The following is a 26073-nucleotide window of genomic DNA, read 5'->3' as shown; positions in this document are numbered from 1 at the left end:
AAATCCCATCGCCGAAGGCGATTTTTAACCGAATCAAGTAAGTCCCCTGCTTCAATTGCGAAAAGCAATAAGCAGTGGGTGGGGACTTGCTTGTATCAGGAGGAGTGCAAGCTCCTTCTGATAAACTGCGGAGCAGTTATTCGGTTATGAGCAAGTAGCGAAGCGGATTGCGAATATCCGCTTGACTGGATTTTGACTCGTAACTGTGAAGGTACTGAACAGTTACGATATTTTATTGTAAATTAATGGATTCTGTGTTAAGCTTAAGGAAAGCTGTGAGAAGGGATAAACGAGATGAAGAAGCGTCGTTTTCCGGTGTTTCGTCTGTTTCTGGCGGTGCTTGTGGTGGCTTTGGCTGCCGGTTCTGTAATGACCTGGGAGAGTGCTGTGCGTGATCCTGTGGAGGTGCGCAGGCTGAAGAAGCAGGAGGTGGAGACCACAGACCAGGGACACCAAGAATATTATTTTAATCTGCTGGACGATGATGAGAAGCGGGGCTATCGTGAGATCCTGAAGGGGGTTCGGGCCCATGAGGAGAATTTCTACCTGTCTCTGGGCGGAGATGACCAGATCGACAGAGTTTATCATGCAGTGCTGAAGGATCATCCGGAGATTTTCTGGATACATAACAGGGAAAAGGTGTTCAAGACCACTTATGAGGGCAGGGATTACTGCAGATTTTCCCCGGGCTATACTTACACAGAGGAGCAGTGCCGGGAGATCACCCAGGCAATGGAGGCTGCTTATCAGGAGATGGCTGCCCAGATCCCGGAGGGTGCGGATGATTACCAGAAGGTAATGACAGCTTATACGTATATTATTGATCATACAGCTTATGAGATTTCGGATGATGACCAGAGCATTGCCGGAGTTTTCTGGAAAAAAAAGGCAGTGTGTGCCGGTTATGCAGGTGCAGTCCAGTATCTGCTGGAGCGTCTGGAGATTCCCTGTATCTATGTGGAGGGGGATGCAGCAGGCAGCACCCAGGGACATGCCTGGAATATTGTAGAGCTGGACGGTCAGTACTATTATGTGGATGCCACCAATGGAGACCAGCCTGAGTTTCTGGAAGGAGATGCGGCTTCACTGGCTGAGCACAAGACCACGATCTATGATTATCTTTGTCCTTTTCCTCAGGAATATGAGAAAAATTATACACCATCGGAGGAATTTCAGGTTCCGGCATGTACAGCCTGGGACAAAAATTTCTACGTGATGAACGGTGCCTGCTTTGACAGCTATGACAGAGAATCTGTATATGCTCTGTGCAGGCTCAGAATAGACAACAATGCAGCTGTGGTCAGATTTAAGTTCAGCAATGCAGATGCCTATGAGGCAGCTTATGAGGATCTGATCACAGAGGAGAAAATACAGGAGATTGCCAGATATTATATGACAGTACATGGCCTGCAGGAGATTTCCTATCATTATGGTGTCATAGACGGAATGTATACCATGTATTATATGTTTTGATAGATGTTTTGAGAAAGTCCGGGACATGCAGAGCAAAAGTATATTGGCAGTTTCCGGAGATGACTGAAAAGGAGTGACAGAATATGACTTATTTTACAGATATTTTCAGCAGTATGCCTCAGCTGGGCGGAAGGCTGATGGGTTCTGATATGTTTACACAGTTTTATACCATAATTTTCGGAGTACTTCTGGTACTGGGTATTCTGAACTGTGTGTTTGGTTACCGCCTGATCCGGTTCTGGATGATGGTGGGAGGCTTCTTTGTGGGAGCTGTACTGGCCTTTATCTGTGTCCGGTCTATGGATATTCAGGATAAGACTGTCTGGGGAGCGGCAGTTATAGTGACGGGAATCATATTTGCAGTAATTGCATTTTTGATTTATAAAGCAGGTGTATTCCTGTTGGCAGCCGGTATTGGCTGGGCACTGAGTATTTATTTTATTCATCCTACCAGTTCGGCAGCATTTTTTGCCTGTATTCTCATCGGGATCGCACTTGGCACCCTGGCAGTGAAGTACTGCAGGGAGGTGCTGATCGTGGCCACAAGCCTGATCGGTGGTCTGATCGCAGGGATTTCCCTGGGCAGACTGGGAGGGCTGGATGAGTTTCCATATGGGATTGGACTTAGTGCAGGCTTTGCTCTTCTGGGAATGCTGATCCAGTTTGCTATCAATAAACCTCATAGCGAGGATGAGAATGCAGAACCAGAGAACAGGGTGGAATCAGAATATCCGGAAAAAACTGGAGATTCTATGGATATGGAAAATGAAGGAGAAAAAGCGTATAGTCAGAGACGCAGAGGAAAAAATACGAGTGACAGATAGTCACAGCCCGTTATCGTAGAGATGAGTTTTGAAGAAGGAGGACGCGGATTATTTTAAGGGGCATAATCCGTACGTTGTTTTACATGACATATGCAGACGACAGGAAACAGATACAGGATTATTATAAAATGCTGTTGTTCCTGAATGAGTCTACAAGTGATTTTTTCTTCCTGTGGGATATCAGGGAGAAGAAATTTCATTTTGCACGAGAACTGAATATTGCCCGTGAGAGTGTGGGAGATGATGTTTATACATATACCATAGATGATCTGCGGGCTGTGGCTTATCCCAATGACTGTAAGATGATTCTGCGACAGCTGGGAAATGTTGCAGATGGCAATGAAGAGACCATGGATTTTGACTTCCGCTATCTGGACAGCTATGGCAAAAAGAATTGGATCAATGCCAGAGGTAAGGTGCTGAAGAACCATAAGCATCAGTCCTTTGTGATGATGGGCTGTCTCTCCAGGCGTGTTCTGGCTGAGAAGGTTGATATGCTTACCGGACTGCTGAATTACAATAAAATGCTGGATGATCTGAACAGTAAGATTGCCCGGGGATACCGTGGACATCTGATGGTTTTGGGAATTGACGGCTTCAGGGATGTGAATCAACGGATGGGCCGTGAGTATGGCAACCGTGTTCTGGTCCGCAGTGCGGAGATTCTGGAGAGCCTGAAAGGTGAGAGAAACACAGTTTACAGGTTGGATGGGGATCATTTTGCAGTGGATCTTGTGGGATACAATAGGAGGGATGCAGAGGATTTCTATGCTCTGGTGAAGGAGAAAACAGCGGCACTGTGTAGCTTTTCGGCAGGAATTGTCAGCTATCCTTTTGAAAAGGAAAAAGATGTAAATATATTGGTCAGCTATGCGGAAAATGCTCTGGGTCGTGCCAAAGAAGCGGGCAAAAACCGTATGGAGTATTTCTCTTCGGAGGATTATAACAAGACCTTGTCCAGGATTGAACTTCAGCAGGAGATGAGAGACAGCATCCGGAACAATTTTGAGGGATTTGAGCTTTATTATCAGCCTCAGGTGACATCCAATGAATATAAACTTCACGGTGCGGAGGCATTGCTGCGCTATCATTCCAGGAAATTTGGTTTTATGTCTCCGGTTGTGTTTATTCCGATCCTGGAGCAGAGCGGTATGATCATTCCTGTAGGTAAGTGGGTGATGCAGCAGGCATTTGTCCAGTGTGCCAGATGGAGGAAACTGCAGGAGGATTTCAGTATCAGTATCAACGCTTCCTATGTGCAGCTGAGAGAGGCTTCTATTGTAAATGATGTGGTGGAAGCTGCCAGAGAGGCAGGGCTTCCGGGCAGAAATATCACAGTGGAAGTTACAGAGAGTATGCAGCTGCAGGATTATAATTATTTTAATAATATATTCTCTAATTGGCGTAATAAGGAAATGCATGTTTCCATTGACGATTTTGGAACCGGATATTCTTCCCTGAGCTATCTCAAGAGTCTGGAGGTGGATGAGGTCAAGATCGACCGCTGTTTTATCCGTCAGATTCAGAAGAGTGCTTATAATTACCGGCTTCTCAGCAATATGCTGGAGCTTACCCACAGTGCCCGGATCCGGGTCTGCTGTGAGGGTGTAGAGGACGAGGAGGAGCTTCATTGTCTGGATACGCTTTTTCCTGAGTTGATCCAGGGTTTCCTTTTTGGCAGACCTATGTCGGCACAGGAGTTTGAGTATACCTGTCTAGTTCCCAACGATGCTTATATGCAGCTGATCCGACGCCTGACAGAGTATAATGAAAAGGAAAGACTGCATAAAGAGTGTACAGGCCAGACTGCAATTTCAGAACAGTTTGAGTACCGCAAAATCCTGGATCAGCTGGAGGAAATTGTGTATCTGGTGGATACGGAAAGCCAGGAAATATATTTCATGAATTCTGCAGCAAAGAAGCTGACCGGCGTTTATAATTATTTTGGAAGTAAATACAGTCAGATATTTGCAGGAGATGTAAGGAAAATTTCAGGCAACAGTATGGAGAAAGAGGAAAACGGCAGTTATCTGACTGAGAAAATGCTGTATGAGAAATACGGCCGTCTCCTCCGTGTGCGTGAAAAGGCGATGACATATAACGGCAGACCGGCAGTAATGGTAGTTGCCTGGCCTGTGGAAGAGGAGAATCGACAGCAGGACCGCAGACTGAAGGATGAACTGTATGGGCTGAACCAGACTCTGGAGCTGTATGAACTGGCTGTCACAAAGAAGCAACAGTCGGAACTGATCCAGGAAATTCTGGACTTTACGGGACATTTTTATCAGAGCAGCCGGGTTTGTCTGTTTTTGTATGATTCCGGCATGGATATCTGGCAGGATGTTTGTTCTTATCATGACAAGGGTGTGATGGACAAGAAGCGTTTCCTTAAGCTGTCCGGAGGGGACAATATGCGTCCCTGGGCGAAGCTCCTGGAGGAAAAGCATGCTGTGTTTATCAGAAGTGCAGAAGAACTGAAGGAAAAGGACCAGATCCTCTGGAATGGATTTATGCTTCAGGATATTTATAATTGTATGCTCTGCAGCATCTGTGCTCAGAATCATAAGGTTGTGGGGCTGATCTCCGTGGATGATGCAGACTATTGCAGGGATGATCTGTTTCTGCTGAAAAAGGCAGCAAAGCTTTTGGAGAATGTTTTGTTCTGTCAGAAAGAAAAAACGGACATGATAGAGAGACTTCACAGATATGTAGAGAAAACACTGGATCATAATATTCTTTCCGCTACACTTATGGGCTTGTGGAGCATCAAGATCAATAAAGATTCCGGACAGGCTGTTATGCTGGCAGATGACAATATGCACAGCCTTATTGAGGCGGACAAGAATGCATCACCTGCACAGTGCTATAAGAACTGGTTTGAGAATATCCATCCGGATTATCTCCATTATATTCATAATGTGTTGGAGACAATTATTACCACAGGCCAGACTGTGGAGGCTTCTTATCCATGGAAGCATTCGGAGAGAGGTTGGGTAAATGTGCGTTGTGTGGGAATTAAAACCTCTGAGACAGATAGGATCGTCACCATTGAGGGGTATCATCGCCTGATCGATGATATGCAGCAGATGAAGGCTGTGCCGGATTCCGGATATACAACTCAATAATATTGATAAGCGCCGGCTGCGTTTTGCCATATAGGTAAGCGGCAGAGTACGTATGACAACAGAAAGGAATGACAGGGAATGGCAAAGGAAGCTAAGACAAATGCAATGAGAATGCTGGACAGACAGAAGGTGAAGTATGAGACCTTTACCTATGAATGTGATGAATTTATAGACGGACTTCACAGTGCCGATAAGATAGGGGCACCTTATGACCAGTCTTTTAAAACTCTGGTGATGGAGGGCAAAAGCGGCGGCTATTTTGTGTTTGTAGTCCCCATTGAAAAAGAAGTAGACAGAAAGGCTGCTGCCAGAGCGGTAGGTGAGAAGACAGTGGACATGATCCATGTAAAGGATATCACCAAGATCACAGGCTATGTGAGAGGTGGCTGCAGCCCTTTGGGTATGAAGAAGCCATATCCTGTGGTATTTGACGCATCAGCAGGTAATTTCAGTGAGATTTATGTCAGTGGCGGCCGGATCGGACTTACCCTGAAGGTGCCGCTGGAGGAACTTCTGAAGGTTACCGGGGGAAAACTGGCAGATATTACCATGAAGTCGGAGGACTGAGTGCCGGAGGCTGACAGTAAAGCTGGTTTCTGAGGGAAAGGGCTAAATCAGAATATATAAGATATAAGAAAAGGTTCGCAGAAGAGTTCATAACTCCGGTGCGAACCTTTTTTGTGATTTTAGTTATCTTTAGTTATCGGAAGCATCTTCCTCATTGATTTCGAATACGTGACGTTTCTTGGCCATTTCATCACTTGCCAGATATTCATCGTAGGTTGTGATCTTGTCGATCATGGTTCCGTTTGGAAGGATCTCCATAATACGGTTGGCTGTGGTCTGTACGAACTGGTGGTCATGGGAGGTGAAAAGGATCACACCCGGGAATTTGATCAGTCCGTTGTTCAGTGCGGTAATGCTCTCCATATCCAGATGGTTGGTTGGCTCATCCAGAATCAGGATGTTGGCACCGGAGATCATCATTTTGGAGAGGAGGCAGCGAACCTTCTCACCACCGGAAAGTACGCGGACACGTTTCACACCGTCCTCGCCCGGGAAGAGCATACGTCCCAGGAAGCCTCGTACATAGGTGGCATCCTTGATCTCTGAGTACTGGGTCAGCCAGTCTGTAATAGTCAGGTCGTTATCAAACTCTGCAGTGTTGTCTTTGGGGAAATAAGCCTGTGTGGTGGTTACGCCCCATTTATAATTGCCTTCATCCGGTTCCATTTCGCCGGTGATGATCTTGAAGAAGGTTGTAATGGCCTGCTCATTGGCACCTACAAAAGCAACCTTATCTTCTCGGCCCAGTGTGAAGGAGATATTGTCCAGAACCTTTACTCCGTCGATGGTTTTGGAAAGTCCCTCTACCATAAGTACTTCGTTACCGATCTCGCGGTTTGGACGGAAGTCGATATATGGATATTTACGGCTGGACGGACGCATATCATCCAGCTGGATTTTCTCCAGGGCACGCTTACGGGAGGTAGCCTGTTTGGATTTGGAAGCGTTGGCGCTGAAACGGGAGATGAACTCCTGGAGTTCCTTGATCTTTTCTTCCTTTTTCTTGTTGGCTTCCTTCATCTGTTTTACCAGCAGCTGGCTGGACTCAAACCAGAAGTCATAATTACCTGCATAAAGCTGGATCTTGCCATAGTCGATATCAGCGGTATGGGTACAGACTTTATTCAGGAAATAACGGTCATGGGAGACTACGATGACTGTATTGTCAAAGTTGATCAGGAATTCTTCAAGCCATTCAATGGCAGGCAGATCCAGATGGTTGGTAGGCTCATCCAGAAGCAGGATGTCCGGGTTGCCGAAAAGTGCCTGGGCAAGAAGTACCTTTACCTTCTGGCTTCCTGTCAGGTCAGCCATCTGTGAATAATGAAATTCTGTCTCAATACCAAGACCATTCAGGAGAGTAGCTGCATCGGATTCTGCTTCCCATCCGTTCATCTCTGCAAATTCGCCCTCCAGCTCACTGGCGCGGATGCCGTCCTCGTCTGTGAAGTCCTCTTTTGCATAGATCGCATCTTTTTCCTTCATGATCTCATAAAGTCTCTGGTTACCCATGATAACGGTGTCCAGAACTGTATAGGAATCATATTTGAAGTGGTCCTGCTGCAGGAAGGAGAGACGCTGTCCCGGTGTGATTACGATATCACCCTTGGTAGGCTCCAGCTGTCCGGAGAGGATTTTAAGGAAAGTAGATTTACCTGCTCCGTTGGCTCCGATGAGACCATAGCAGTTTCCTTCTGTAAATTTGATATTTACGTCTTCAAAAAGGGCTTTCTTGCCCACACGTAAAGTAATATTGTTTGCTGAAATCATAGTTTACCTCTTTTTCATTGAAATACTGTGATTGTGTTCTTTTATATAATAAAAATGCCTGTATCTGTTTTACCAGCACAGCCGTTTACCATTTTACATTAAAATAGGAAATTTGCAACAGTTTTTTGATTTTTTGTTTTCTTTTATTTACAAAAAAAATCTGCATTGGTATAATAAGGTTTGAAAATAATGAAATGCTGAGAGCAGAGAGGATATATAATGTTTATTACCAGAGAATGTGATTATGCAGTACGTGTGATCCGTGCGTTGCAGGGGGAGAGCAGGCTCAGTGTGCCTGAGATCTGTGAGAAGGAAGCAATTACAGCCCCCTTTGCTTATAAAATACTTAAGAAATTGCAGAAAGCGAAGATTGTGAAAGGCTACCGCGGTGTTCATGGAGGCTATTCCCTGGACAGAGGTGCAGATGAACTGACCTTATATGATGTATATCAGGCCATAGATCCGGGAATGTTTATTATTGAGTGCCTGGATCCTCGGTATGACTGCGTGCGTGACGGGCAGGACGGAATTCCCTGTCTGGTGCACAGAGAGTTGGCAGACATCCAGTCCCAGTTGGTTGCCATGCTTAAGAGAAAAACCTTACTGCAGATTCTGGAGGAGGCGTAAGCCTCTTCTTTTTTGTTTTATGGGATAGTGTTATGTGAACAGTAACACAATTGTACCTCATAAGATACAAAAACTTCCAAAACCAATTGCACATTTCCTAAAGATTATGTTATAATTTACTGTGAAATTTAGGGCATAAATTATTTTGCCTTAAAAATAATACAATTTTCATCATACCTTTAAGGAGGAAAAACAAACTATGGCAAGAAAGATGAAAACCATGGATGGTAACCATGCAGCTGCTCATGCTTCATATGCATACTCAGATGTAGCCGCTATTTACCCGATCACTCCTTCATCTGTTATGGCGGAAGCAACAGATGAATGGGCAACCCAGGGAAGAAAGAACATTTTCGGACAGGAAGTTCAGGTAACTGAAATGCAGTCTGAGGCTGGTGCAGCAGGTGCTGTACACGGATCTCTGGCAGCAGGTGCTTTAACAACAACATATACAGCATCTCAGGGTCTGTTACTTATGATCCCGAACCTTTACAAAATCGCCGGTGAGCAGTTACCTGCAGTATTCAACGTATCTGCACGTGCACTTGCTTCCCACGCACTTTCAATCTTTGGTGATCACTCCGACGTTATGGCCTGTCGTCAGACCGGATGCGCAATGCTCTGCGAATCTTCTGTACAGGAAGTTATGGACTTAACACCTGTTGCTCACCTTGCAGCAATCAAAGGTAAAGTTCCGTTCATCAACTTCTTCGATGGATTCCGTACATCTCACGAGATCCAGAAGATCGAGACATGGGATTATGAAGATCTTAAGGATATGGCAGATCTGGAAGCAATCGCGGAATTCCGTAACCATGCCCTTAACCCAAATCACCCATGCCAGAGAGGTTCCGCTCAGAACCCTGATATCTTCTTCCAGGCAAGAGAAGCATGTAACCCATACTACGATGCTCTTCCGGCAGTAGTTCAGGAATACATGGACAAAGTTAACGCTAAGATCGGTACAGATTATAAATTATTCAACTACTACGGAGCTGCTGATGCAGAACACGTAATCGTTGCTATGGGATCTGTAAACGATACAATCGAGGAGACAATCGACTACCTTGCAGCAGCAGGAAAGAAAGTCGGTGTTGTTAAAGTTCGTCTTTACAGACCATTCTGCGCACAGGCACTCATCGATGCAATTCCGGAATCTGTAAAACAGATCACAGTTCTTGACAGAACTAAAGAGCCGGGTGCACTTGGCGAGCCACTGTACCTTGACGTTGTAGCAGCATTAAAAGACAGCAAATTCGGCGGCGTAAAAGTATTCTCCGGACGTTATGGTTTAGGTTCCAAAGATACTACACCTGCACAGATCGTAGCTGTTTATGAGAACACTTCAAAAGAGAAATTCACAATCGGTATCGTTGATGATGTTACTAACCTTTCCCTTGAGACAGGTGCTCCGATCGTAACAACACCAGAAGGAACAACAAACTGTAAATTCTGGGGTCTGGGAGCTGATGGTACAGTAGGTGCAAACAAGAACTCCATCAAGATCATCGGTGACAATACAGACATGTACGCACAGGCTTACTTTGATTATGACTCCAAGAAGTCCGGTGGTGTTACAATGTCCCACTTACGTTTCGGTAAGAAACCGATCAAATCCACATACCTGATCCACAAAGCAAACTTCGTAGCATGCCACAATCCATCCTACGTAAACAAATACAACATGGTTCAGGAACTTGTTGACGGTGGTACATTCCTCCTTAACTGTGCTTGGGATATGGAAGGTCTTGAGAAACATTTACCAGGACAGGTAAAAGCTTTCATCGCTAACCACAATATCAAATTCTACACAATCGACGGTGTTAAGATCGGTATTGAAACAGGCATGGGACCAACACGTATCAACACAATCCTTCAGTCTGCATTCTTCAAACTTACAGGAATCATTCCGGAAGAGCAGGCAATCGACCTTATGAAGGCTGCTGCTAAGGCAACATACGGACGTAAGGGTGATGATGTGGTACAGAAGAACTGGGCAGCTATCGATGCAGGTGCTAAACAGGTTGTTGAGATCACAGTTCCGGAAAGCTGGAAAGATGCTGAGGACGAAGGTCTTCATATGACTCATGCAACAGAAGGACGTCAGGATGTTATTGATTTCGTTAACAATATCCAGGCTAAAGTTAATGCTCAGGAAGGTAACTCCTTACCTGTATCTGCATTCAAGGATTATGTAGACGGTACTACACCATCAGGCTCTGCTGCATATGAGAAACGTGGTATCGCAGTTAACGTTCCTGTATGGAATCCGGAAAACTGTATCCAGTGTAACAGATGTGCTTATGTCTGCCCACATGCAGTTATCCGTCCTGTAGCTCTGACAGCTGAAGAAGCAGCTAATGCTCCGGAAGGCATGAAGACATTAGACCTTACAGGTATGAAAGAATACAAATTCACAATGTCCGTATCCGCACTTGACTGTACAGGATGTGGTTCTTGTGTAAACGTTTGCCCAGGTAAGAAGGGTGCGAAAGCACTTGCTATGGAAAACCTTGAAGCAAGCGAAAACGAGCAGAAATACTTTGACTACACAGTGAAACTGCCGGTTAAAGAAGATGTTATCGCTAAATTCAAAGAAGCAACTGTTAAAGGCAGCCAGTTCAAACAGCCTCTGCTTGAGTTCTCAGGAGCTTGTGCAGGATGTGGTGAAACACCATACGCTAAACTGATCACTCAGCTGTTCGGTGACAGAATGTACATCGCAAACGCAACAGGATGTTCTTCTATCTGGGGTAACTCCTCACCATCTACACCATACACAGTAAACGCTAAAGGACAGGGTCCTGCATGGTCTAACTCTCTGTTCGAAGATAACGCTGAGTTTGGTTATGGTATGCTTCTTGCTCAGAGAGCAATCCGTGATGGCTTAAAAGCAAAAGTAGAAGACGTTGTTGCTAACGGAACAAACGAAGACGTGAAAGCAGCTGGTCAGGAATGGCTGGATACATTCTCTGTAGGTGCTACAAACGGCGCTGCTACAGACAAACTTGTTGCTGCTCTTGAAGCTTGCGGATGCGACAAAGCAAAAGAAATCCTTGCTCAGAAAGACTTCCTGGCTAAGAAATCCCAGTGGATCTTCGGTGGTGACGGATGGGCTTACGATATCGGATTCGGTGGTGTTGACCATGTTCTGGCTAGCGGACGTGACATCAACGTTATGGTATTCGATACAGAGGTTTATTCTAACACAGGTGGACAGTCTTCTAAATCTACACCTACAGGTGCTATCGCTCAGTTCGCTGCCGGCGGTAAAGAGACTAAGAAGAAAGATATGGCTTCCATCGCTATGAGCTATGGCTATGTATACGTTGCTCAGATCTCCATGGGTGCTGACTTCAACCAGACTGTAAAAGCTATTGCAGAGGCTGAGGCTTATCCGGGACCATCTCTGATTATCGCTTATGCTCCATGTATCAACCATGGTATTAAGAAAGGTATGGCAAAAGCTCAGACAGAGGAAGAATTAGCAGTTAAGGTTGGATACTGGCACAACTTCAGATTCAATCCTGCAGCAGAAGGAAACAAGTTCTCACTTGATTCCAAGGCTCCAAGCATGGAAGAGTATCAGGCATTCCTTGACGGTGAGGTTCGTTACAACTCTCTGAAACGTCAGAATCCTGAGAAGGCTGCAAGACTGTTTGCTAAGAATGAGGCTGAGGCTAAGGCTAGATTTGAATATCTGCAGAAGCTGATCGCTCTTCACAGCGCTGAATAATCTTTCCGCTTTTTGAACGATTGATAAACAATAATATAAAATAAACAGATTGAGCTGTTTATGGTGTCCAGACGATATATGTGGGCCGCGGTACTTTTGTATCGCGGCTCTTTTTATAAGGGACGTCAGGAAATGAAATAACTTCTGGGGCTCAGTCTCGGAACCACTGAAGTTATTTCATTTCCTGACTGGATACTGGCTGATTAAACAATAAAATAATGTTGGCTATAAATTTGACAAGTATTGGATATTTGTCTATAATCAGTGAGAACTTTATAACTCGGTTTAGAATGATAGAATATAAAGGAGTGGTTATGAGGAGATTTGTGAGCAGGGATAGTAAGAAGGATTTCTACTTATTATATACGCTTGTATTTGGGGTTATTTCTTTTTTTATCTATTATCAGTTCGCAGGGAATGGGAAGTCTTTGGTGTGGAGTCATGACGGGATTCCCCAGCATCTGAATTCCCTGGCCTATTATGGCAGGTATCTGAGGGAAATCCTGCACAGAATTTTTATTGAGCATAAGCTGTCTGTCCCTATGTGGGATATGAATATCGGTTATGGCTCGGATATTCTTACTACCTTACATTATTATGTGATCGGCGATCCGCTGACCTTGCTGTCTGTGTTTGTACCTGCGGATAAGACGGAGATTCTGTATGAGGTTCTTATTTTCCTGAGGATTTATCTGGCGGGGATTTCATTTAGTATTTTTTGTTTTTATCATAAGAACCCAAAGCAGGCTACTTTTATGGGGACTTTGATCTATATATTTGCAGGATGGACCATTTATGCAGCCATGAAGCACCCTTACTTTTCCAATCCTATGATTTATCTGCCCCTGGTGCTGATGGGCATTGATAAGATTTACAAAAAAGAGAAGCCATGGCTTTTTATCTGGGCAACGGCTATTTCGGCGATGTCAAACTTTTATTTCTTTTATATGATCTGTATTTTTATGCTTCTCTATGCTGCTTTCCGCTATTTTGGGATTTTTCAGAAGAGAAGTGTCAGGGATGTTTTACAGTGGTTTGTAAAGTTTGTAGGTTATTATGGAGTGGCGCTGATGATCGCGGCTGTAATTTTTCTGCCGGTTGTCATGACACTCTTTGGCACAGAACGCTTCCAGGTGGAAAATTATGTGCCCCTTTTATATGATAAGATTTATTATGAAAAATATTTGGGTGATCTGATCGGTGAAAATATGATCCAGTGGGGAGTTGCCGGTTATTCGGCAGTTGCCATGGCAGGAGTATTTGTGCTGTTTTCCAGGAAAAGAAAGTACCTGGATCTGAAGCTTGGATTTATTATACTGAATCTGTTTTTGCTGATCCCGTTTGCCGGGCATGTGCTCAATGGCTTTTCCTATGTGTCCAATCGCTGGATCTGGGCCTATGGAATGATGATTGCATATATCTTTGTGAAAGCCTATCCGGAGCTTTTTACCCTTAAGATAAGGGAGAAGAAAAAAATCTTTGTCATGACTGTGGTGTACTGTGTGCTGGCTTTATTTGCACAGTCAGCCCGGACGCAGAGAAATATGGCGGCAGTGATCGTTCTGGTTCTGGCTGTGTTTACAGTTACCTCCTTTGGCAATATTTTCCTTCAGGGGAAATATATGTGCGGCATGCTTTCCGGACTTTTGGTGGTCAGTATTTTGCTGAACGTGTCCTATCAGTATTCCTATGAAAAGGATTATCTGTCTGAGTTTGCAGGGGAAGAGGATGTAATGGACAAGCTGGAATCCAATACAGATAAGGCAGTATTGAATACCGGAGACCAAGGGGTGTACAGATACGACCAGTATGGTGCTCTTCCTTATGATAATACGTCCATGTATATGGGTACCAACAGCACAGCCTATTATTTCAGTCTGGCTAACGGAAGTATCAGTCAGTTTTTTAATGAGATGTATCTGAATACGCCCTGGGAGCAGCATTATGAGAATCTGGACAGCAGGACAATCCTTGACCGTCTGGCTGCAGTGAAATATTTTGTGATCAGCGGCAATAATTACAAATATCTGCCCTATGGATATAACCGGGAAAAAGGTTCTGCAGGTAAGGGAAACAAGGAGTGCAGGGCATATACAGGAGACAGCACACTGCCTCTGGGGTATACCTATGACAGCTACATTCCCAGGTCTGAATATGAAAAAATGGATGTTGTGAAGAAGCAGCAGGCTCTTTTGGACGGAGTTGTGCTGGAGGATAGTTCCCTGCCAAAAGCTTCTACTTATTTTGACGATGAATCTATGGATTACAGAATAGAACCGGGAGAGGGATGTACGGTATCTGACGGTAAAATTTATGTAACCCGTGAGGGTGCCAGCCTGAAGCTGGTCTTTAACGGACTGACAGAATGTGAAACTTATCTTGTTGCAGATAATCTGGATTATGACAGCCTTTCTCCCAGACAGCTGATCGGCAAAAAACAATGGAACAGCCTGTCTGATTATGAAAAAAATAAAGTCTGGAATAAGGACAGTATGTGGCGTTATTGGAAGGAGACAAAGGAAGCGGCAATGTCAGTAGCCTCCGGTGATGTGCAAAAAAGTATTAAGATTTTTACAGATAAATACAATGCATACAGCGGACGCCATAATTTCCTGTGCAATCTGGGATATTCCAGAACCAACAGAAAGGTGATCACACTTACCTTTGAAAATACAGGAATTTATACTTATGATAAGTTTCGGGTTGTGTGCCAGCCTGTACAGGGAATCCAGGAAAAGACACAGGAGCTTGGGGCAGAAACTCTTCAGAATATAAACCAGGAAGAGAACCAGATCACCGGAGAGATTACAGTTTCAGGCAAAAGGGCATTGGTTTTGGCAATTCCTTACAGCAAAGGCTTTACTGCTTATGTGGACGGGAAAAAGGCAGAGCTTAAGAAGGCCAATACCATGTATATGGCAGTGGAACTGGAAGAGGGACATCATACAATACAGCTTATTTATTGTACTCCCTATATAAAAACCGGAGCAGTACTTACCCTGGCGGGGCTCCTTTTATATTTCATATTGGTATATAGAAGCCGCAAAAAGAAAACCTGCAGGTAAGAATAGACATTTAATAGGTTTGATGTATAATAATTTTTGAAAGACAGACGAGGAGATAAGATGAAAAGATTATCAGTAGTGCTTCCGGCATATAATGAGGAACTGATGGTGGGAAAGACCTGCCGGGTATTGAGGGAGGTTCTCACAGAGGCAGAGATTCCTTACGAGCTGGTGGTAGTAAACGATGGTTCCGCAGATGGTACCTGGGCGGAGATTAAAAAGGCCGGGAAAAAGGACCCGAATGTAACAGGAGTTCATTTTTCCAGAAACTTTGGCAAGGAGGCAGCTGTTTTTGCAGGACTGGCCCAGGCCTCCGGTGATGTGATCGCTGTGATGGACTGTGATTTACAGCATCCTCCGGCAACACTGGTACAAATGTACCGCTTGTGGCAGGATGGATATGAAGTGATCGAGGGCGTCAAATCAGACAGAGGAAAAGAGGGCGCTGTCCATAAAAAGTGTGCAGAATTTTTCTATGGCATTATGACCAAGGCAACAAAGGTGAATATGAAGGATGCCTCGGATTTTAAGATGATGGACCGAAAGGCGGTGGACAGCATTTTGTCTATGCCTGAGAGAAATATGTTTTTCAGGGCTACTTCCTCCTGGGTAGGATTTAAGACTACCAGTGTCAGATTTGAGGTACAGGAGAGAGAGGCAGGGGTCTCCAAATGGTCTCCCTGGTCTCTGGTGAAATATGCGTTTACCAATATTGTGGCATTTACTACAGTTCCTCTGCAGTTTGTCACAGTAGGGGGATTGATCTGCTTTCTGTGTTCCTTGGCTTTGATGATCTATTCTCTGGTGCAATATTTTGGAGGACGGGCAGTAGAGGGATATACTACCCTGCTTCTGGTGCTTTTGCTTATAGGAAGTGCGGTAATGATCAGTCTTGGGATCATCGGATATTATATTGCCAAAATTTATGAGGAAGTGAAGCATCGTCCCCGTTATATTGTGTCAAAGATCATCCATGGAAGTGAAGAAGATTTGGAGCGTAGAAAATAAATGAAACAGTTGATAAAAAAATTATATGCAAGCTCAGTGGTGCGCTATGTGTTTTTTGGCGGATGTACTACACTGGTAAATCTGATCAGTTTTTATGTTTTAAGAAAGCTGAGGGTTGGTCTGAATATTGCCAATGTGATTTCCATTATACTGGCGATCCTTTTTGCTTATGTGGTGAATTCAAGGTTTGTTTTCCAGGATAAATGTGAAACTCTGGCAGACCACATCCGGCCCTTCTGCAAGTTTATCAGTGCCCGTCTTATGACCATGGTCATTGAGGTGGGAGGCGTCTGGCTGCTGGTAGCAAAGCTGGGAATGAATGATATGGTGGGCAAATTTGCCACACAGTTTATTGTGCTGATCCTGAATTATGTGTTCAGCAAATTCTTTGTTTTTACCACAGGAAAAAAGAATTTTAAGGAGAATTAAAGATATGAAAAATTATAGTACACTGGAGGAAACGCTTGCGGCGATCACACCTCTTGATGAGAAAGCAATGGAGACTGCTCAGAAGCGCTGGGACAGTATTGCAAAACCCCTCCATTCTCTGGGAAAGCTGGAGACACTTCTGGTCCAGATTGCGGGGATTACAGGAAATCCGGATATTGATTTTTCCAGGAGAGCACTGGTTGCCATGTGTGCGGATAACGGAGTTGTAGAAGAGGGAGTGACCCAGACAGGCCAGGAGGTTACGGCGATTGTGGCTGAAAATTTCCTTAAGGGTGATACCAGCGTCTGTGCCATGTGCAGGCAGTGTAATGTGCTGGTCTATCCTGTGGATACCGGGATGGTGACAGATACAAAGGTCCGTACAGACCTGAAAGTTATGAAGGGAACCCATAATATGACCAAGGGTCCGGCTATGACCAGAGAGGAAGCTATCCGGGGGATCATGGCCGGTGTAACGGCAGCGGCAGAGCTGAAAGCTGAAGGATATCAGATCCTGGCTACCGGTGAGATGGGAATCGGAAATACTACTACCAGCAGTGCTGTGGCTTCTGTGCTCCTGGATCAGCCTGTAGAAACCATGACAGGCAGAGGGGCAGGTCTTACCAGTGAAGGTCTGAACCGAAAGGTAGTTGCCATTAAAAAAGCCATTGAGCTGAACCGCCCGGATCCTGCAGATCCTGTGGATGTATTGGCCAAGGTAGGCGGACTGGATATTGCAGGAATGACAGGTGTGTTCTTGGGTGGTGCTGCCCTTCATATGCCTGTGCTGATGGATGGTTTTATTTCCTGTGTGGCAGCCCTGATCGCTATGAAGCTTTGTCCTACAGCAGGAGATTATATTCTGGCTTCCCATGTATCAAAGGAACCGGCTGCTCATCTGATCCTGGAGTCTATAGGAAAGGAAGCAATCCTTCACGCAGATATGTGTCTGGGAGAGGGAACCGGTGCAGTAACTCTGTTTCCGGTATTGGATATGGCTGCAGCGGTTTATCACTCCATGAGTACCTTTGAGGATATTCATGTGGAGCAGTATGAGGAGTTAAAATAATGTTGATTCTTGTTACAGGGGGCAGCGGAAGCGGGAAATCTGCTTTTGCAGAAGACCGTGTCCTTTCTCTGGGGGAGGCGAAGCGGATCTATATCGCTACCATGCACCCTTTTGACCAGGAGAGCTTTAAAAGGATTGAACGTCATCGGAAAATGCGGGCAGGCAAGGGCTTTGATACAGTGGAATGCTATACAGGGCTGAAGGATGTAAAGATTTCCGAGGACAGTGTGGTATTACTGGAATGTATGTCCAACCTTACGGCAAATGAAATGTTTGAGGAAAATGGTGCCCATCAGAAGACGGTAGAAGAGATTCTGGCTGGAGTACAAAGGCTGAAGGAAATGGCCAGGCATGTGGTGATCGTGACCAATGAGATTTTTTCAGATGGGGTTACATTTGAGGAAGAGATGAATATCTATCTGAAATATCTGGGGGAGATTAATCAGGCTGTGGCAAAAATGGCAGATGAGGCAGTAGAAGTGGTATACGGGATTCCGGTATACCTAAAGAAGATGGATAATAATAAATAATAATTGAGGAGTTTTATATATGAAATCCCTGTGGAATAATTTTAAGGTGGCATTTGCCATGTTTTCCAAAATTCCCATGCCCAGAGCTGACTGGACAAAGGAAAATATGAAATATATGTTTTGTTTCTTCCCTTTTATCGGCACTGTGATCGGTATATTGACAATGGCGGTGACCTGGCTGGGACTGCGGTTTGGATATGAACCGGGATTTGTAACAGTAGTGTTGGTACTGATACCGGTACTGGTGACCGGTGGGATCCATGTGGATGGACTTCTGGATACCTCTGATGCCCTCAGCTCCTGGCAGGAACGGAGCCGGAGACTGGAAATCCTAAAAGACTCCCATGCAGGGGCTTTTGCAGTGATCACTGCAGCCGTGTATTTTCTTACCTGGCTGGGGGCTTTCAGTCAGCTTTATGGAAGGGAAAATCTTCATGCCATAGGAATCCTCAGTCTTGGATTTATGGTTTCCAGGTGTCTGTCAGGAATTGGCGTGATCACCTTTCCGAAGGCAAAAGCAGATGGCACAGTAGCGCAGTTTTCCAGAAATTCTTCGGATGTGGTATCCAGAAATGTATTGATCTTTTATCTGGTACTTCTTCTGGCAGGGATGATGTGGATCCACCCTGTATGGGGGCTGGCAGCCTTTGTGGCAGCTTTGCTGGTATTCTGGTATTATCATCATATGGCAATGAAATATTTCGGAGGAACCACAGGAGATCTATCTGGCTTTTTCCTTTGCCTCTGTGAGGTGGGAATGGCTGTGGTACTGGCTGTGATTTCTAATTTCTAAAGAGGATGTGGGTGCATAGAGTATGGAAATGATTATAGGTGGTGCATATCAGGGAAAAACAGAATATGCCAAAAAAGAATATCCGGATTTGATCTGGGGAGAGGGCAGCAGTCTGTCCGGAGAGGAAGTGTTTGCTGCAGAAGGAGTCCTGAATTTTCATGAGTTTATCCGCAGAGAGATAAAAGCAGGCAGGGAAGTGTCTGATCTGGCAGAAGCCCTGATCCGTAAGAATCCGAAGGTGGTTCTGGTTTCTCAGGAGGTAGGATATGGAGTGGTTCCCATAGATGCCTTTGACAGAAAATACAGAGAAGCAGTAGGCCGGGTCTGTACCAGACTGGCTGCCTACAGTCACAAGGTTACGCGGGTGGCCTGCGGGATTGGAATGGTGATTAAGAATGATTAAATTATGGCTGATCCGTCATGGAATGACAGAGGGAAATAAGAATGCCAGATATATTGGTGTAACAGATGAGCCTCTTTGTCCGGAAGGAATAGAGGTTCTCCGAAAAATGGATTATCCCGGGCCGGAGGCTATTTACGTCAGCCCTCTGAAACGCTGTGTGCAGACTGCGGCGATTCTTTTTCCGGAAGAGCCGGTACATATTATTGAAGAGCTGTCCGAATGCGATTTTGGGGAATTTGAGAATAAAAATTATAAGGAACTGGATGGAAATGCTGATTATCAGGCATGGGTGGACAGTAAGGGACTGCTGCCCTTCCCCGGAGGAGAGAGCAGAGAGGAAGCCAAAAGGAGAAATCTGACAGGCTTTGATAAGGCTGTTACCAGATGTATCCGCAGGGGAATTTCTCAGGCTGCGCTGGTGATTCATGGCGGTACTATCATGAATATTATGGAGGAATATGCTCAGATTCCCAGATCCTTTTATGAGTGGCATGTGAAAAATGGCGGCGGATATGAGGTAGAACTGGACGAGAATCTGTGGCAGAAGAACAGAAAAGAACTGATGCTGAAATCATCGGTTATGGAGGGTTGATATGGATTTTCTGGCAGTAAGAGGCGGGGGTGACCTTGCCAGCGGTATTATTCACAGGCTTTTTGTCAGCGGATACAGGGTTCTGGTGCTGGAATGCCACAGGCCTACAGCAATCCGGAGAGAGGTGGCTTTCTGCGAGGCAGTGTATGACGGGACTGCTACTGTAGAAGGTGTGACAGCCAGAAAGGTGGATTCCTTCCGGCAATGTCAGGAAATCTGGAGAGCAGGGGAGATTCCTCTTATGGTCGATCCCCAGGGAAAAATCCTCAGGGAATACAGACCTGCAGCCCTGATCGATGGTATCCTTGCAAAACGGAATCTGGGAACGGACAGATCCATGGCTGACCTTACCATTGCCCTGGGACCGGGATTCTCTGCAGGGGAGGATGTGGACTATGTGGTAGAAACCATGCGCGGCCATAATCTGGGCAGGATCATCCGGGAAGGAAGTGCCCTGCCAAATACCGGGATTCCGGGAGTGATCGCAGGCTATGGAAGGGAAAGAGTGATCCATGCTCCTGCAGGGGGAGTGATCCGCTGTCAGTCCCAGATTGCAGATATTGTGGAAAAGGATCAGATCCTGGGCTGGATCGGAGAGGTACCTGTAAAAGCCAGCCTTACAGGAGTGTTGAGAGGAATCATCCGGGATGGTGCCAGGATTCCGGAAGGAATGAAGATCGCAGATATTGATCCCCGTAAGGAGCAGAAGAAAAACTGTTATACGATTTCCGACAAGGCACGGTGTATTGCCGGCAGTGTGCTGGAAATCCTGTTGTCAGAGGGAGTGCTTCCTTATGGAAAATAAAGAACTTCAGGGTGGACTCCTGGATTTGCTTAGGATTGATCCAAGAGACCATTCTGTGATTGCTGTGGTTGGCGGAGGCGGTAAGACCAGCTTGATCCATTGTTTGGAAAAGGAGCTGGTGACAGCCGGTAAAAAGGTTATGATCACCACCACCACACACATGGCATATGAACCGGACAGCCCCTTTGTCAGGGTTGGCAAAGGAGAGGAAGCTTTGGATCCAAAGGTACAGGGCAAATGCCGGGAGCTTCTGGCAAACCATCATTCTGTGATCGCAGCAGGTTATGAGCCTGAAACCGGAAAATATTCTGCCATATCGGAAGCTGCCATAAGGCAGCTGACTTGTTTTTGTGATGTGATACTTGTTGAGGCAGACGGTTCCAGACACAGACCTGTTAAGATCCCTGCAGAATGGGAACCTGTGATCCCGGAATGTGCAGATCTGGTAATCGGTGTCATTGGTCTGGATTGTCTGGGAAAAAGTATAGAACAGTGTGCTTTCCGCCAGGAACTGACTGCAGGTTTTTTGGGAAAATCTGAGACAGATGAGATTACAGAAGAGGACATTGTAAGAATAGGGTCTTCTGCTGAGGGGCTGAAGAAAAATGTGGGAAACAGGGAGTACCGGGTGTATCTGAATAAAACTGACACTCTGAAGTCTGGCAGGAACCCGGAAAATCTCCTGAGAAAATTCAGGGAACAAAAGATGATTGCTTCAGCCGGAAGTCTGAGAAGCTTTGGAGGGACAGTGCAGATATGAAGATCGGGATCATTATGCTGGCGGCTGGAAACAGCCGCCGTTTCGGCTCTAATAAGCTGCTGTATGAAATTCAGGGAAAGCCTATGTTCTGCTATATTCTGGATACTTTATATGATGTGCAGAAAAACTGGGAACAGCTGTCCGGGGAACCGGAATCCTGTCTGGAAATCTCTGTAGTGACCCAATATGATTTTATTGCTGAACAGGCAGAAAAATATGGATTTAGAGTCTATCATAACCTGGCTCCTGAAAGGGGGATTTCTTCCTCGGTAAAAATCGGTCTGGAGGCAAATCAGGAGGCAGATGCAGCCCTTTTTTGTGTGGCAGATCAGCCCTGGCTGTCCGGCCAGACGATAGGCGGGCTTATTCATGCCTGTATAAGAGGAGAAAAAGGGATTGTCTGTGTTTCTGACGGAACTCATATGGGCAATCCCTGCATTTTCAGGAAAAAATATTTTGGAGAGCTTGGACTGCTGACCGGTGACAAAGGCGGAAAAAAGGTTGTTTTGTCCCATCCGGATGATGTGGAAATATATCAGGTGGCAGCAGAACAGGAATTGCTGGATATTGATTATAAAGTATGATAAAATAACGGACAAAGAGAAAAAATTCTGAGAATGAATCAGAGATTCAGGAAAGTACAAGAGAGGAGTTAGGTATTATGGCAGTATTTCGATCATTTAAGGCCCTTCGCCCTGCAGCTGACAAAGCCAGGGCAGTGGCAGCCCTGCCATACGATGTGGTAAACAGAGAAGAAGCCAGGGCAATCGGGGAGAAAAATCCCCTTTCTTTTCTCCATGTGGACAGACCGGAGATGGATCTGGAGCCATCCATTGATCTGTATGATGAAAGGGTTTATGCAAAAGCCAGAGAGAATCTGGACAACCTGGAGAAGGAAGGGATTTTGGTCCAGGATGAGAATCCCTGCTATTATATTTACGAGCAGGTAAGAAAAGGCAGAACCCAGACAGGAATTGTAGGCTGCAGTTCTATTGACGATTACATGAACGGAGTGGTCAAAAAGCATGAGCTGACCAGAGAGGACAAGGAACAGGACAGAATCCGCCACGTAGACAGCTGTAATGCCAACACTGGCCCTATTTTTCTGGCCTGCAGATATCCCCAGTCTCTGCTGGATCTTATGGAGGACTGGAAAAAGAGCCATCCGGCTGCCTGTGATTTCACAGAAGAGGATGAGATCACACACAGAGTATGGGTAATTGATGATGCAGAGGTGATCGGGAAAATCCATGAGGAATTTGCAGGAATTGATTCTCTGTACATTGCGGACGGACATCACAGAGCTGCATCTGCAGTGAAGGTTGGACGGAAGAGAAGAGAACAGAATCCCGGATATACAGGGGAAGAGGAATTTAATTATTTCCTGTCAGTAGTATTTCCTTATGACCAGCTTTGTATTCTTCCTTACAACAGAGTTGTCCATGACCTGAATGGACTGACAGTTAAGGCCTTTCTGGCAGCCCTGAAATTTAATTTTGAATTGATGCTTATGCCGGGCTTTCCCTGTAAGCCTGTGGAAAAGCACTGTATGGGTATGTATGTAGACGGCCAGTGGTATCATCTGAAAGCATGGCCGGATGTATATGAGGGCAAGGATGTAGTGACCCAGCTGGATGTCTCCATTCTTCAAGACAAAGTGCTGAATCCGATCCTGGGTATTCAGGATCCGCGCACAGACCAGCGTATTTCCTTTGTAGGCGGAAGTCACAAGGCAGCAGAGCTGGCACAGATGGCAGATAAGACCGGAGGCGTTGCCTTTGTCATGTATCCAACCTCCATGGAAGATCTGATGAAGATTGCAGACGAAAGCAGACTTATGCCACCAAAAAGCACCTGGTTCGAGCCAAAACTTCGCAGCGGATTGTTTATACATAAGTTATAATTTTAAAAGAAGAAGCCCTCGGTACGGGGCTTCTTCTTTTGAAATCATACGGAACAGTAACAACGGAATAAAAAAAGAGCTTCCGCAAACTCGGAAACCCTTAATTTTACTACATTTAGTCGGGGCAACAGGATTTGAACCTGCGACCTCACGGCCCCCAGCCGTGCGCGCTACCAAGCTACGCCATACCCCGCAACATTTGCTATTGTAACAAAAGTATAAACAGATTGCAAGTGTTTTTTTAAATTTGAGCAAAATTTTGGCAAATTCGGATAAATTCGGGAAGGGGTCTTGACAAAAACTCTTTTTGATGTTAACGTATTACTCAACAAAAATAAGCGAAATGCATAGATGAGGAATAGTACACAGTAACCTGAGCCCAGAGAGCTGCTGGCCGGTGAGAAGCAGCGGATGGAAATTGTGGAACTCGCCTTTGAGCAGCTGCCTGAAATCTTTATACAGGAGAGTAGGCGCAGACGGTGTCCACCGTTAAAGGGAGAGGATATAAGGATCTCAGATCCTGTATCCGGTGAGTGATGACGTAGTTCATAAATAAAGAGTGGTACCGCGTAAGATTTTGATGTCTTCCGTCTCTTGCAGATCATGCAGGGCGGGAGGCTTTTTTAGTTCCTGCGAAACAGACCGCCTAGCTATTTTTAAGACATAAGAAAGTGGAGGATAAAGAAAATGATGAAAGCAAGCAAGTATCAGAGACAGTATTTTATGCCCCCGGTGAAATCTATGAAATGGGCAGAGAAGGAATATGTGGAGAAAGCTCCTATCTGGTGTTCCGTTGATCTGCGTGATGGTAACCAGGCACTGGTCATTCCCATGAGCCTGGAACAGAAAATAGAGTTTTTTAAGCTTCTTGTGAAAATTGGTTTTAAAGAGATAGAGGTTGGTTTTCCGGCAGCCTCTGAGACAGAATATGAATTTCTGCGCACTCTGATCGAGCAGGATCTTATTCCTGAGGATGTGACCATCCAGGTATTGACCCAGGCCAGAGAGCATATTATCCGTAAAACCTTCGAGGCAGTCAAAGGTGCTCCGAAAGCAATCGTACATGTGTACAATTCTACCTCTGTTGCCCAGAGAGAACAGGTATTTAAGAAAACAAAGGAAGAGATTTTGAAGATTGCAGTGGATGGCGCTGCACTTCTGAAAAAGCTGGCAGATGAGACAGAAGGCAATTTCCAGTTTGAATACAGCCCGGAGAGCTTTACCGGAACAGAGCCGGAATATGCCCTGGAGGTATGTAACGCAGTTCTGGATGTATGGCAGCCTACAGCAGATAATAAATGTATTATCAACCTGCCTGTTACAGTAGAGCATTCCATGCCTCATGTATATGCCAGCCAGGTGGAATATATGTGTGACAATCTGAAATATCGTGAAAACGTGATCGTATCTCTGCATCCGCACAATGACAGAGGATGTGGCGTAGCAGATTCTGAGATGGGACTGCTGGCAGGCGCAGACAGGATCGAGGGAACTTTATTTGGAAACGGTGAGCGTACCGGTAACGTGGATATTGTAACACTTGGCATGAATATGTATTCCCAGGGAGTGGATCCTAAGCTTGATTTCTCTGACATGCCTCATATCTGTGAAGTATATGAGGAGTGCACCGGCATGAAGGTTACAGAGAGAAGCCCGTACAGTGGTGCTCTGGTATTTGCAGCATTTTCAGGATCCCATCAGGATGCCATTGCCAAAGGTATGCACTGGAGAGATGACAAAGATCCGGATCACTGGAATGTACCGTATCTGCCCATCGATCCTACAGATGTGGGCAGAAACTACGATGCAGATGTCATCCGTATTAACAGCCAGTCCGGAAAGGGCGGTGTTGGTTATATTCTGGAGACCAAATACGGCCTGAACCTTCCTCCGAAAATGCGTGAGGCTATGGGTTATGCCACCAAGGCAGTATCTGATCATAAGCACAAAGAGCTGCATCCGGATGAAATCTTTGGTCTGTTTAAGTCAACCTTCGAGAATGTGGTTGAGCCATACCGTATCAATGAGGTACATTTCCAGCAGAAGGATGGAGGAATTACCACACATGTAACCTCAACCTTCCAGGGTGAGACCATTGTTACAGAAGCCTGTGGAAACGGACGTCTGGACGCAGTAAGCAATGCTCTGAAGAAAGCCTATGATCTGGAGTATTCTCTGGAAACCTATCAGGAGCATGCGCTGGAGTGCAGTTCCAGTTCCAAAGCTATCGCCTATGTGGGAATCAAGAAACCGGACGGAACCCTGGCATGGGGAGCAGGAGTGGATCCTGATATCATCCGTGCCTCCATTGACGCCCTGGTAACTGCTATCAACAATCGCTAATATCAGAATTGCAGGAGCTGCTTTGCAGCAGAGCAATTCGCGGATATCATAATAATAGAAAAGTTAAAAAACGGGAATGACTGTACAGATAAAGGTACAGTCATTTCTGCTTTTTGCAGTAAATTGTATAAAAATAAAATCATAGGTCAAATCAATTGACATAAGACCAGGATGTCCCGTATACTATCGGCGTGGATAACACAAATCAAAAGAAATCTTATTATCTCACTTTACGTGAGAATTGCGCGGAA

General features: G+C 45.3%; 20 protein-coding genes, 1 tRNA gene and 1 other annotated feature. Of the genes, 19 read left to right on the top strand and 2 right to left on the bottom strand.

The window, feature by feature from the left end; all coding sequences use genetic code 11:
• The first annotated feature begins 294 nt into the window (after positions 1 to 294).
• The 4 genes from H8Z82_RS03610 (at position 295) to ybaK (ending at position 5989) form a co-directional block, all read left to right on the top strand.
• A complete protein-coding gene (locus tag H8Z82_RS03610; protein WP_186994268.1) occupies positions 295 to 1473 on the top strand; it encodes a transglutaminase domain-containing protein in 1179 nt (392 codons plus the stop codon).
• 83 nt (positions 1474 to 1556) lie between these two features.
• Complete coding sequence (locus H8Z82_RS03605) at positions 1557 to 2297, top strand: TM7S3/TM198-like domain-containing protein (protein ID WP_186994267.1); 741 nt, start codon at positions 1557 to 1559, stop codon at positions 2295 to 2297.
• 83 nt (positions 2298 to 2380) lie between these two features.
• The gene (locus H8Z82_RS03600) at positions 2381 to 5422 is read left to right on the top strand and encodes a putative bifunctional diguanylate cyclase/phosphodiesterase (RefSeq protein ID WP_243176388.1); all 3042 of its coding nucleotides are present in this window, start codon (positions 2381 to 2383) and stop codon (positions 5420 to 5422) included.
• Positions 5423 to 5500: 78 nt separating this feature from the next.
• Positions 5501 to 5989 carry a Cys-tRNA(Pro) deacylase gene (gene ybaK, locus H8Z82_RS03595; RefSeq protein WP_186994265.1) on the top strand — a complete coding sequence of 163 codons (489 nt, stop codon included), beginning with the start codon at positions 5501 to 5503 and terminating at the stop codon, positions 5987 to 5989.
• Positions 5990 to 6118: 129 nt separating this feature from the next.
• On the opposite strand, the gene H8Z82_RS03590 is transcribed toward ybaK, so the two are convergent.
• Positions 6119 to 7759 (bottom strand): ABC-F family ATP-binding cassette domain-containing protein, encoded by a 1641-nt coding sequence (locus H8Z82_RS03590; protein WP_019161885.1) that lies wholly within the window; start codon positions 7757 to 7759, stop codon positions 6119 to 6121.
• Positions 7760 to 7978: 219 nt separating this feature from the next.
• Between H8Z82_RS03590 and H8Z82_RS03585 the strand changes: the two genes are divergently transcribed.
• From H8Z82_RS03585 to H8Z82_RS03520, 14 genes are all read left to right on the top strand, one after another.
• A complete protein-coding gene (locus H8Z82_RS03585) occupies positions 7979 to 8386 on the top strand; it encodes an RrF2 family transcriptional regulator (RefSeq protein ID WP_186994264.1) in 408 nt (135 codons plus the stop codon).
• Between the two features lie 199 nt (positions 8387 to 8585).
• Positions 8586 to 12122 (top strand): pyruvate:ferredoxin (flavodoxin) oxidoreductase, encoded by a 3537-nt coding sequence (gene nifJ / locus H8Z82_RS03580; protein ID WP_019161883.1) that lies wholly within the window; start codon positions 8586 to 8588, stop codon positions 12120 to 12122.
• Between the two features lie 314 nt (positions 12123 to 12436).
• Positions 12437 to 15187, top strand: coding sequence for a YfhO family protein (locus H8Z82_RS03575; protein WP_186994263.1), 2751 nt, complete (start codon positions 12437 to 12439; stop codon positions 15185 to 15187).
• A 60-nt stretch (positions 15188 to 15247) separates the two neighbouring features.
• A complete protein-coding gene (locus H8Z82_RS03570; RefSeq protein ID WP_186994262.1) occupies positions 15248 to 16195 on the top strand; it encodes a glycosyltransferase family 2 protein in 948 nt (315 codons plus the stop codon).
• Positions 16196 to 16624 (top strand): GtrA family protein, encoded by a 429-nt coding sequence (locus H8Z82_RS03565; protein ID WP_019161880.1) that lies wholly within the window; start codon positions 16196 to 16198, stop codon positions 16622 to 16624.
• 4 nt (positions 16625 to 16628) lie between these two features.
• Entirely contained in the window at positions 16629 to 17693 is a 1065-nt protein-coding gene (gene cobT, locus H8Z82_RS03560) for a nicotinate-nucleotide--dimethylbenzimidazole phosphoribosyltransferase (protein WP_186994261.1), read from the top strand.
• Positions 17693 to 18223: a bifunctional adenosylcobinamide kinase/adenosylcobinamide-phosphate guanylyltransferase gene (locus H8Z82_RS03555; protein ID WP_186994260.1), complete on the top strand. Its 531-nt coding sequence runs from the start codon at positions 17693 to 17695 to the stop codon at positions 18221 to 18223. Before cobT ends, H8Z82_RS03555 begins: the two co-directional genes overlap by 1 nt.
• 19 nt (positions 18224 to 18242) lie before the next feature.
• The gene (locus H8Z82_RS03550; RefSeq protein WP_186994259.1) at positions 18243 to 19016 is read left to right on the top strand and encodes an adenosylcobinamide-GDP ribazoletransferase; all 774 of its coding nucleotides are present in this window, start codon (positions 18243 to 18245) and stop codon (positions 19014 to 19016) included.
• 22 nt (positions 19017 to 19038) lie between these two features.
• The gene (locus H8Z82_RS03545) at positions 19039 to 19419 is read left to right on the top strand and encodes a bifunctional adenosylcobinamide kinase/adenosylcobinamide-phosphate guanylyltransferase (protein ID WP_186994258.1); all 381 of its coding nucleotides are present in this window, start codon (positions 19039 to 19041) and stop codon (positions 19417 to 19419) included.
• On the top strand, positions 19412 to 20011 hold the full coding sequence (locus H8Z82_RS03540; protein ID WP_186994257.1) for a histidine phosphatase family protein: 600 nt from the start codon (positions 19412 to 19414) through the stop codon (positions 20009 to 20011). The genes H8Z82_RS03545 and H8Z82_RS03540 overlap by 8 nt, the downstream gene beginning before the upstream one ends.
• Position 20012: 1 nt before the next feature.
• On the top strand, positions 20013 to 20816 hold the full coding sequence (gene yqeB / locus H8Z82_RS03535) for a selenium-dependent molybdenum cofactor biosynthesis protein YqeB (RefSeq protein ID WP_186994256.1): 804 nt from the start codon (positions 20013 to 20015) through the stop codon (positions 20814 to 20816).
• Entirely contained in the window at positions 20806 to 21576 is a 771-nt protein-coding gene (gene yqeC, locus H8Z82_RS03530) for a selenium cofactor biosynthesis protein YqeC (protein ID WP_186994255.1), read from the top strand. The genes yqeB and yqeC overlap by 11 nt, the downstream gene beginning before the upstream one ends.
• Complete coding sequence (locus tag H8Z82_RS03525; protein WP_186994254.1) at positions 21573 to 22160, top strand: nucleotidyltransferase family protein; 588 nt, start codon at positions 21573 to 21575, stop codon at positions 22158 to 22160. Before yqeC ends, H8Z82_RS03525 begins: the two co-directional genes overlap by 4 nt.
• Positions 22161 to 22237: 77 nt before the next feature.
• Positions 22238 to 23479, top strand: coding sequence for a DUF1015 domain-containing protein (locus H8Z82_RS03520; protein ID WP_186994253.1), 1242 nt, complete (start codon positions 22238 to 22240; stop codon positions 23477 to 23479).
• 119 nt (positions 23480 to 23598) lie between these two features.
• Here the strand turns inward: H8Z82_RS03520 and H8Z82_RS03515 are convergent.
• Positions 23599 to 23672 (bottom strand) — tRNA-Pro (locus H8Z82_RS03515).
• Between the two features lie 146 nt (positions 23673 to 23818).
• Positions 23819 to 24077: a binding site (T-box leader), on the top strand.
• A gap of 89 nt (positions 24078 to 24166) precedes the next feature.
• On the opposite strand from H8Z82_RS03515, the gene H8Z82_RS03510 reads away from it, so the two are divergent.
• Positions 24167 to 25822 carry a 2-isopropylmalate synthase gene (locus tag H8Z82_RS03510; protein ID WP_186994252.1) on the top strand — a complete coding sequence of 552 codons (1656 nt, stop codon included), beginning with the start codon at positions 24167 to 24169 and terminating at the stop codon, positions 25820 to 25822.
• Positions 25823 to 26073: the final 251 nt, after the last annotated feature.

It is taken from the genome of Blautia difficilis, assembly GCF_014297245.1.
Lineage (GTDB): Bacteria > Bacillota > Clostridia > Lachnospirales > Lachnospiraceae > Blautia_A > Blautia_A difficilis.
The sequence above is the reverse complement of the archived record's forward strand: the minus strand, read 5'-3'. Positions and strand labels throughout refer to the sequence as shown.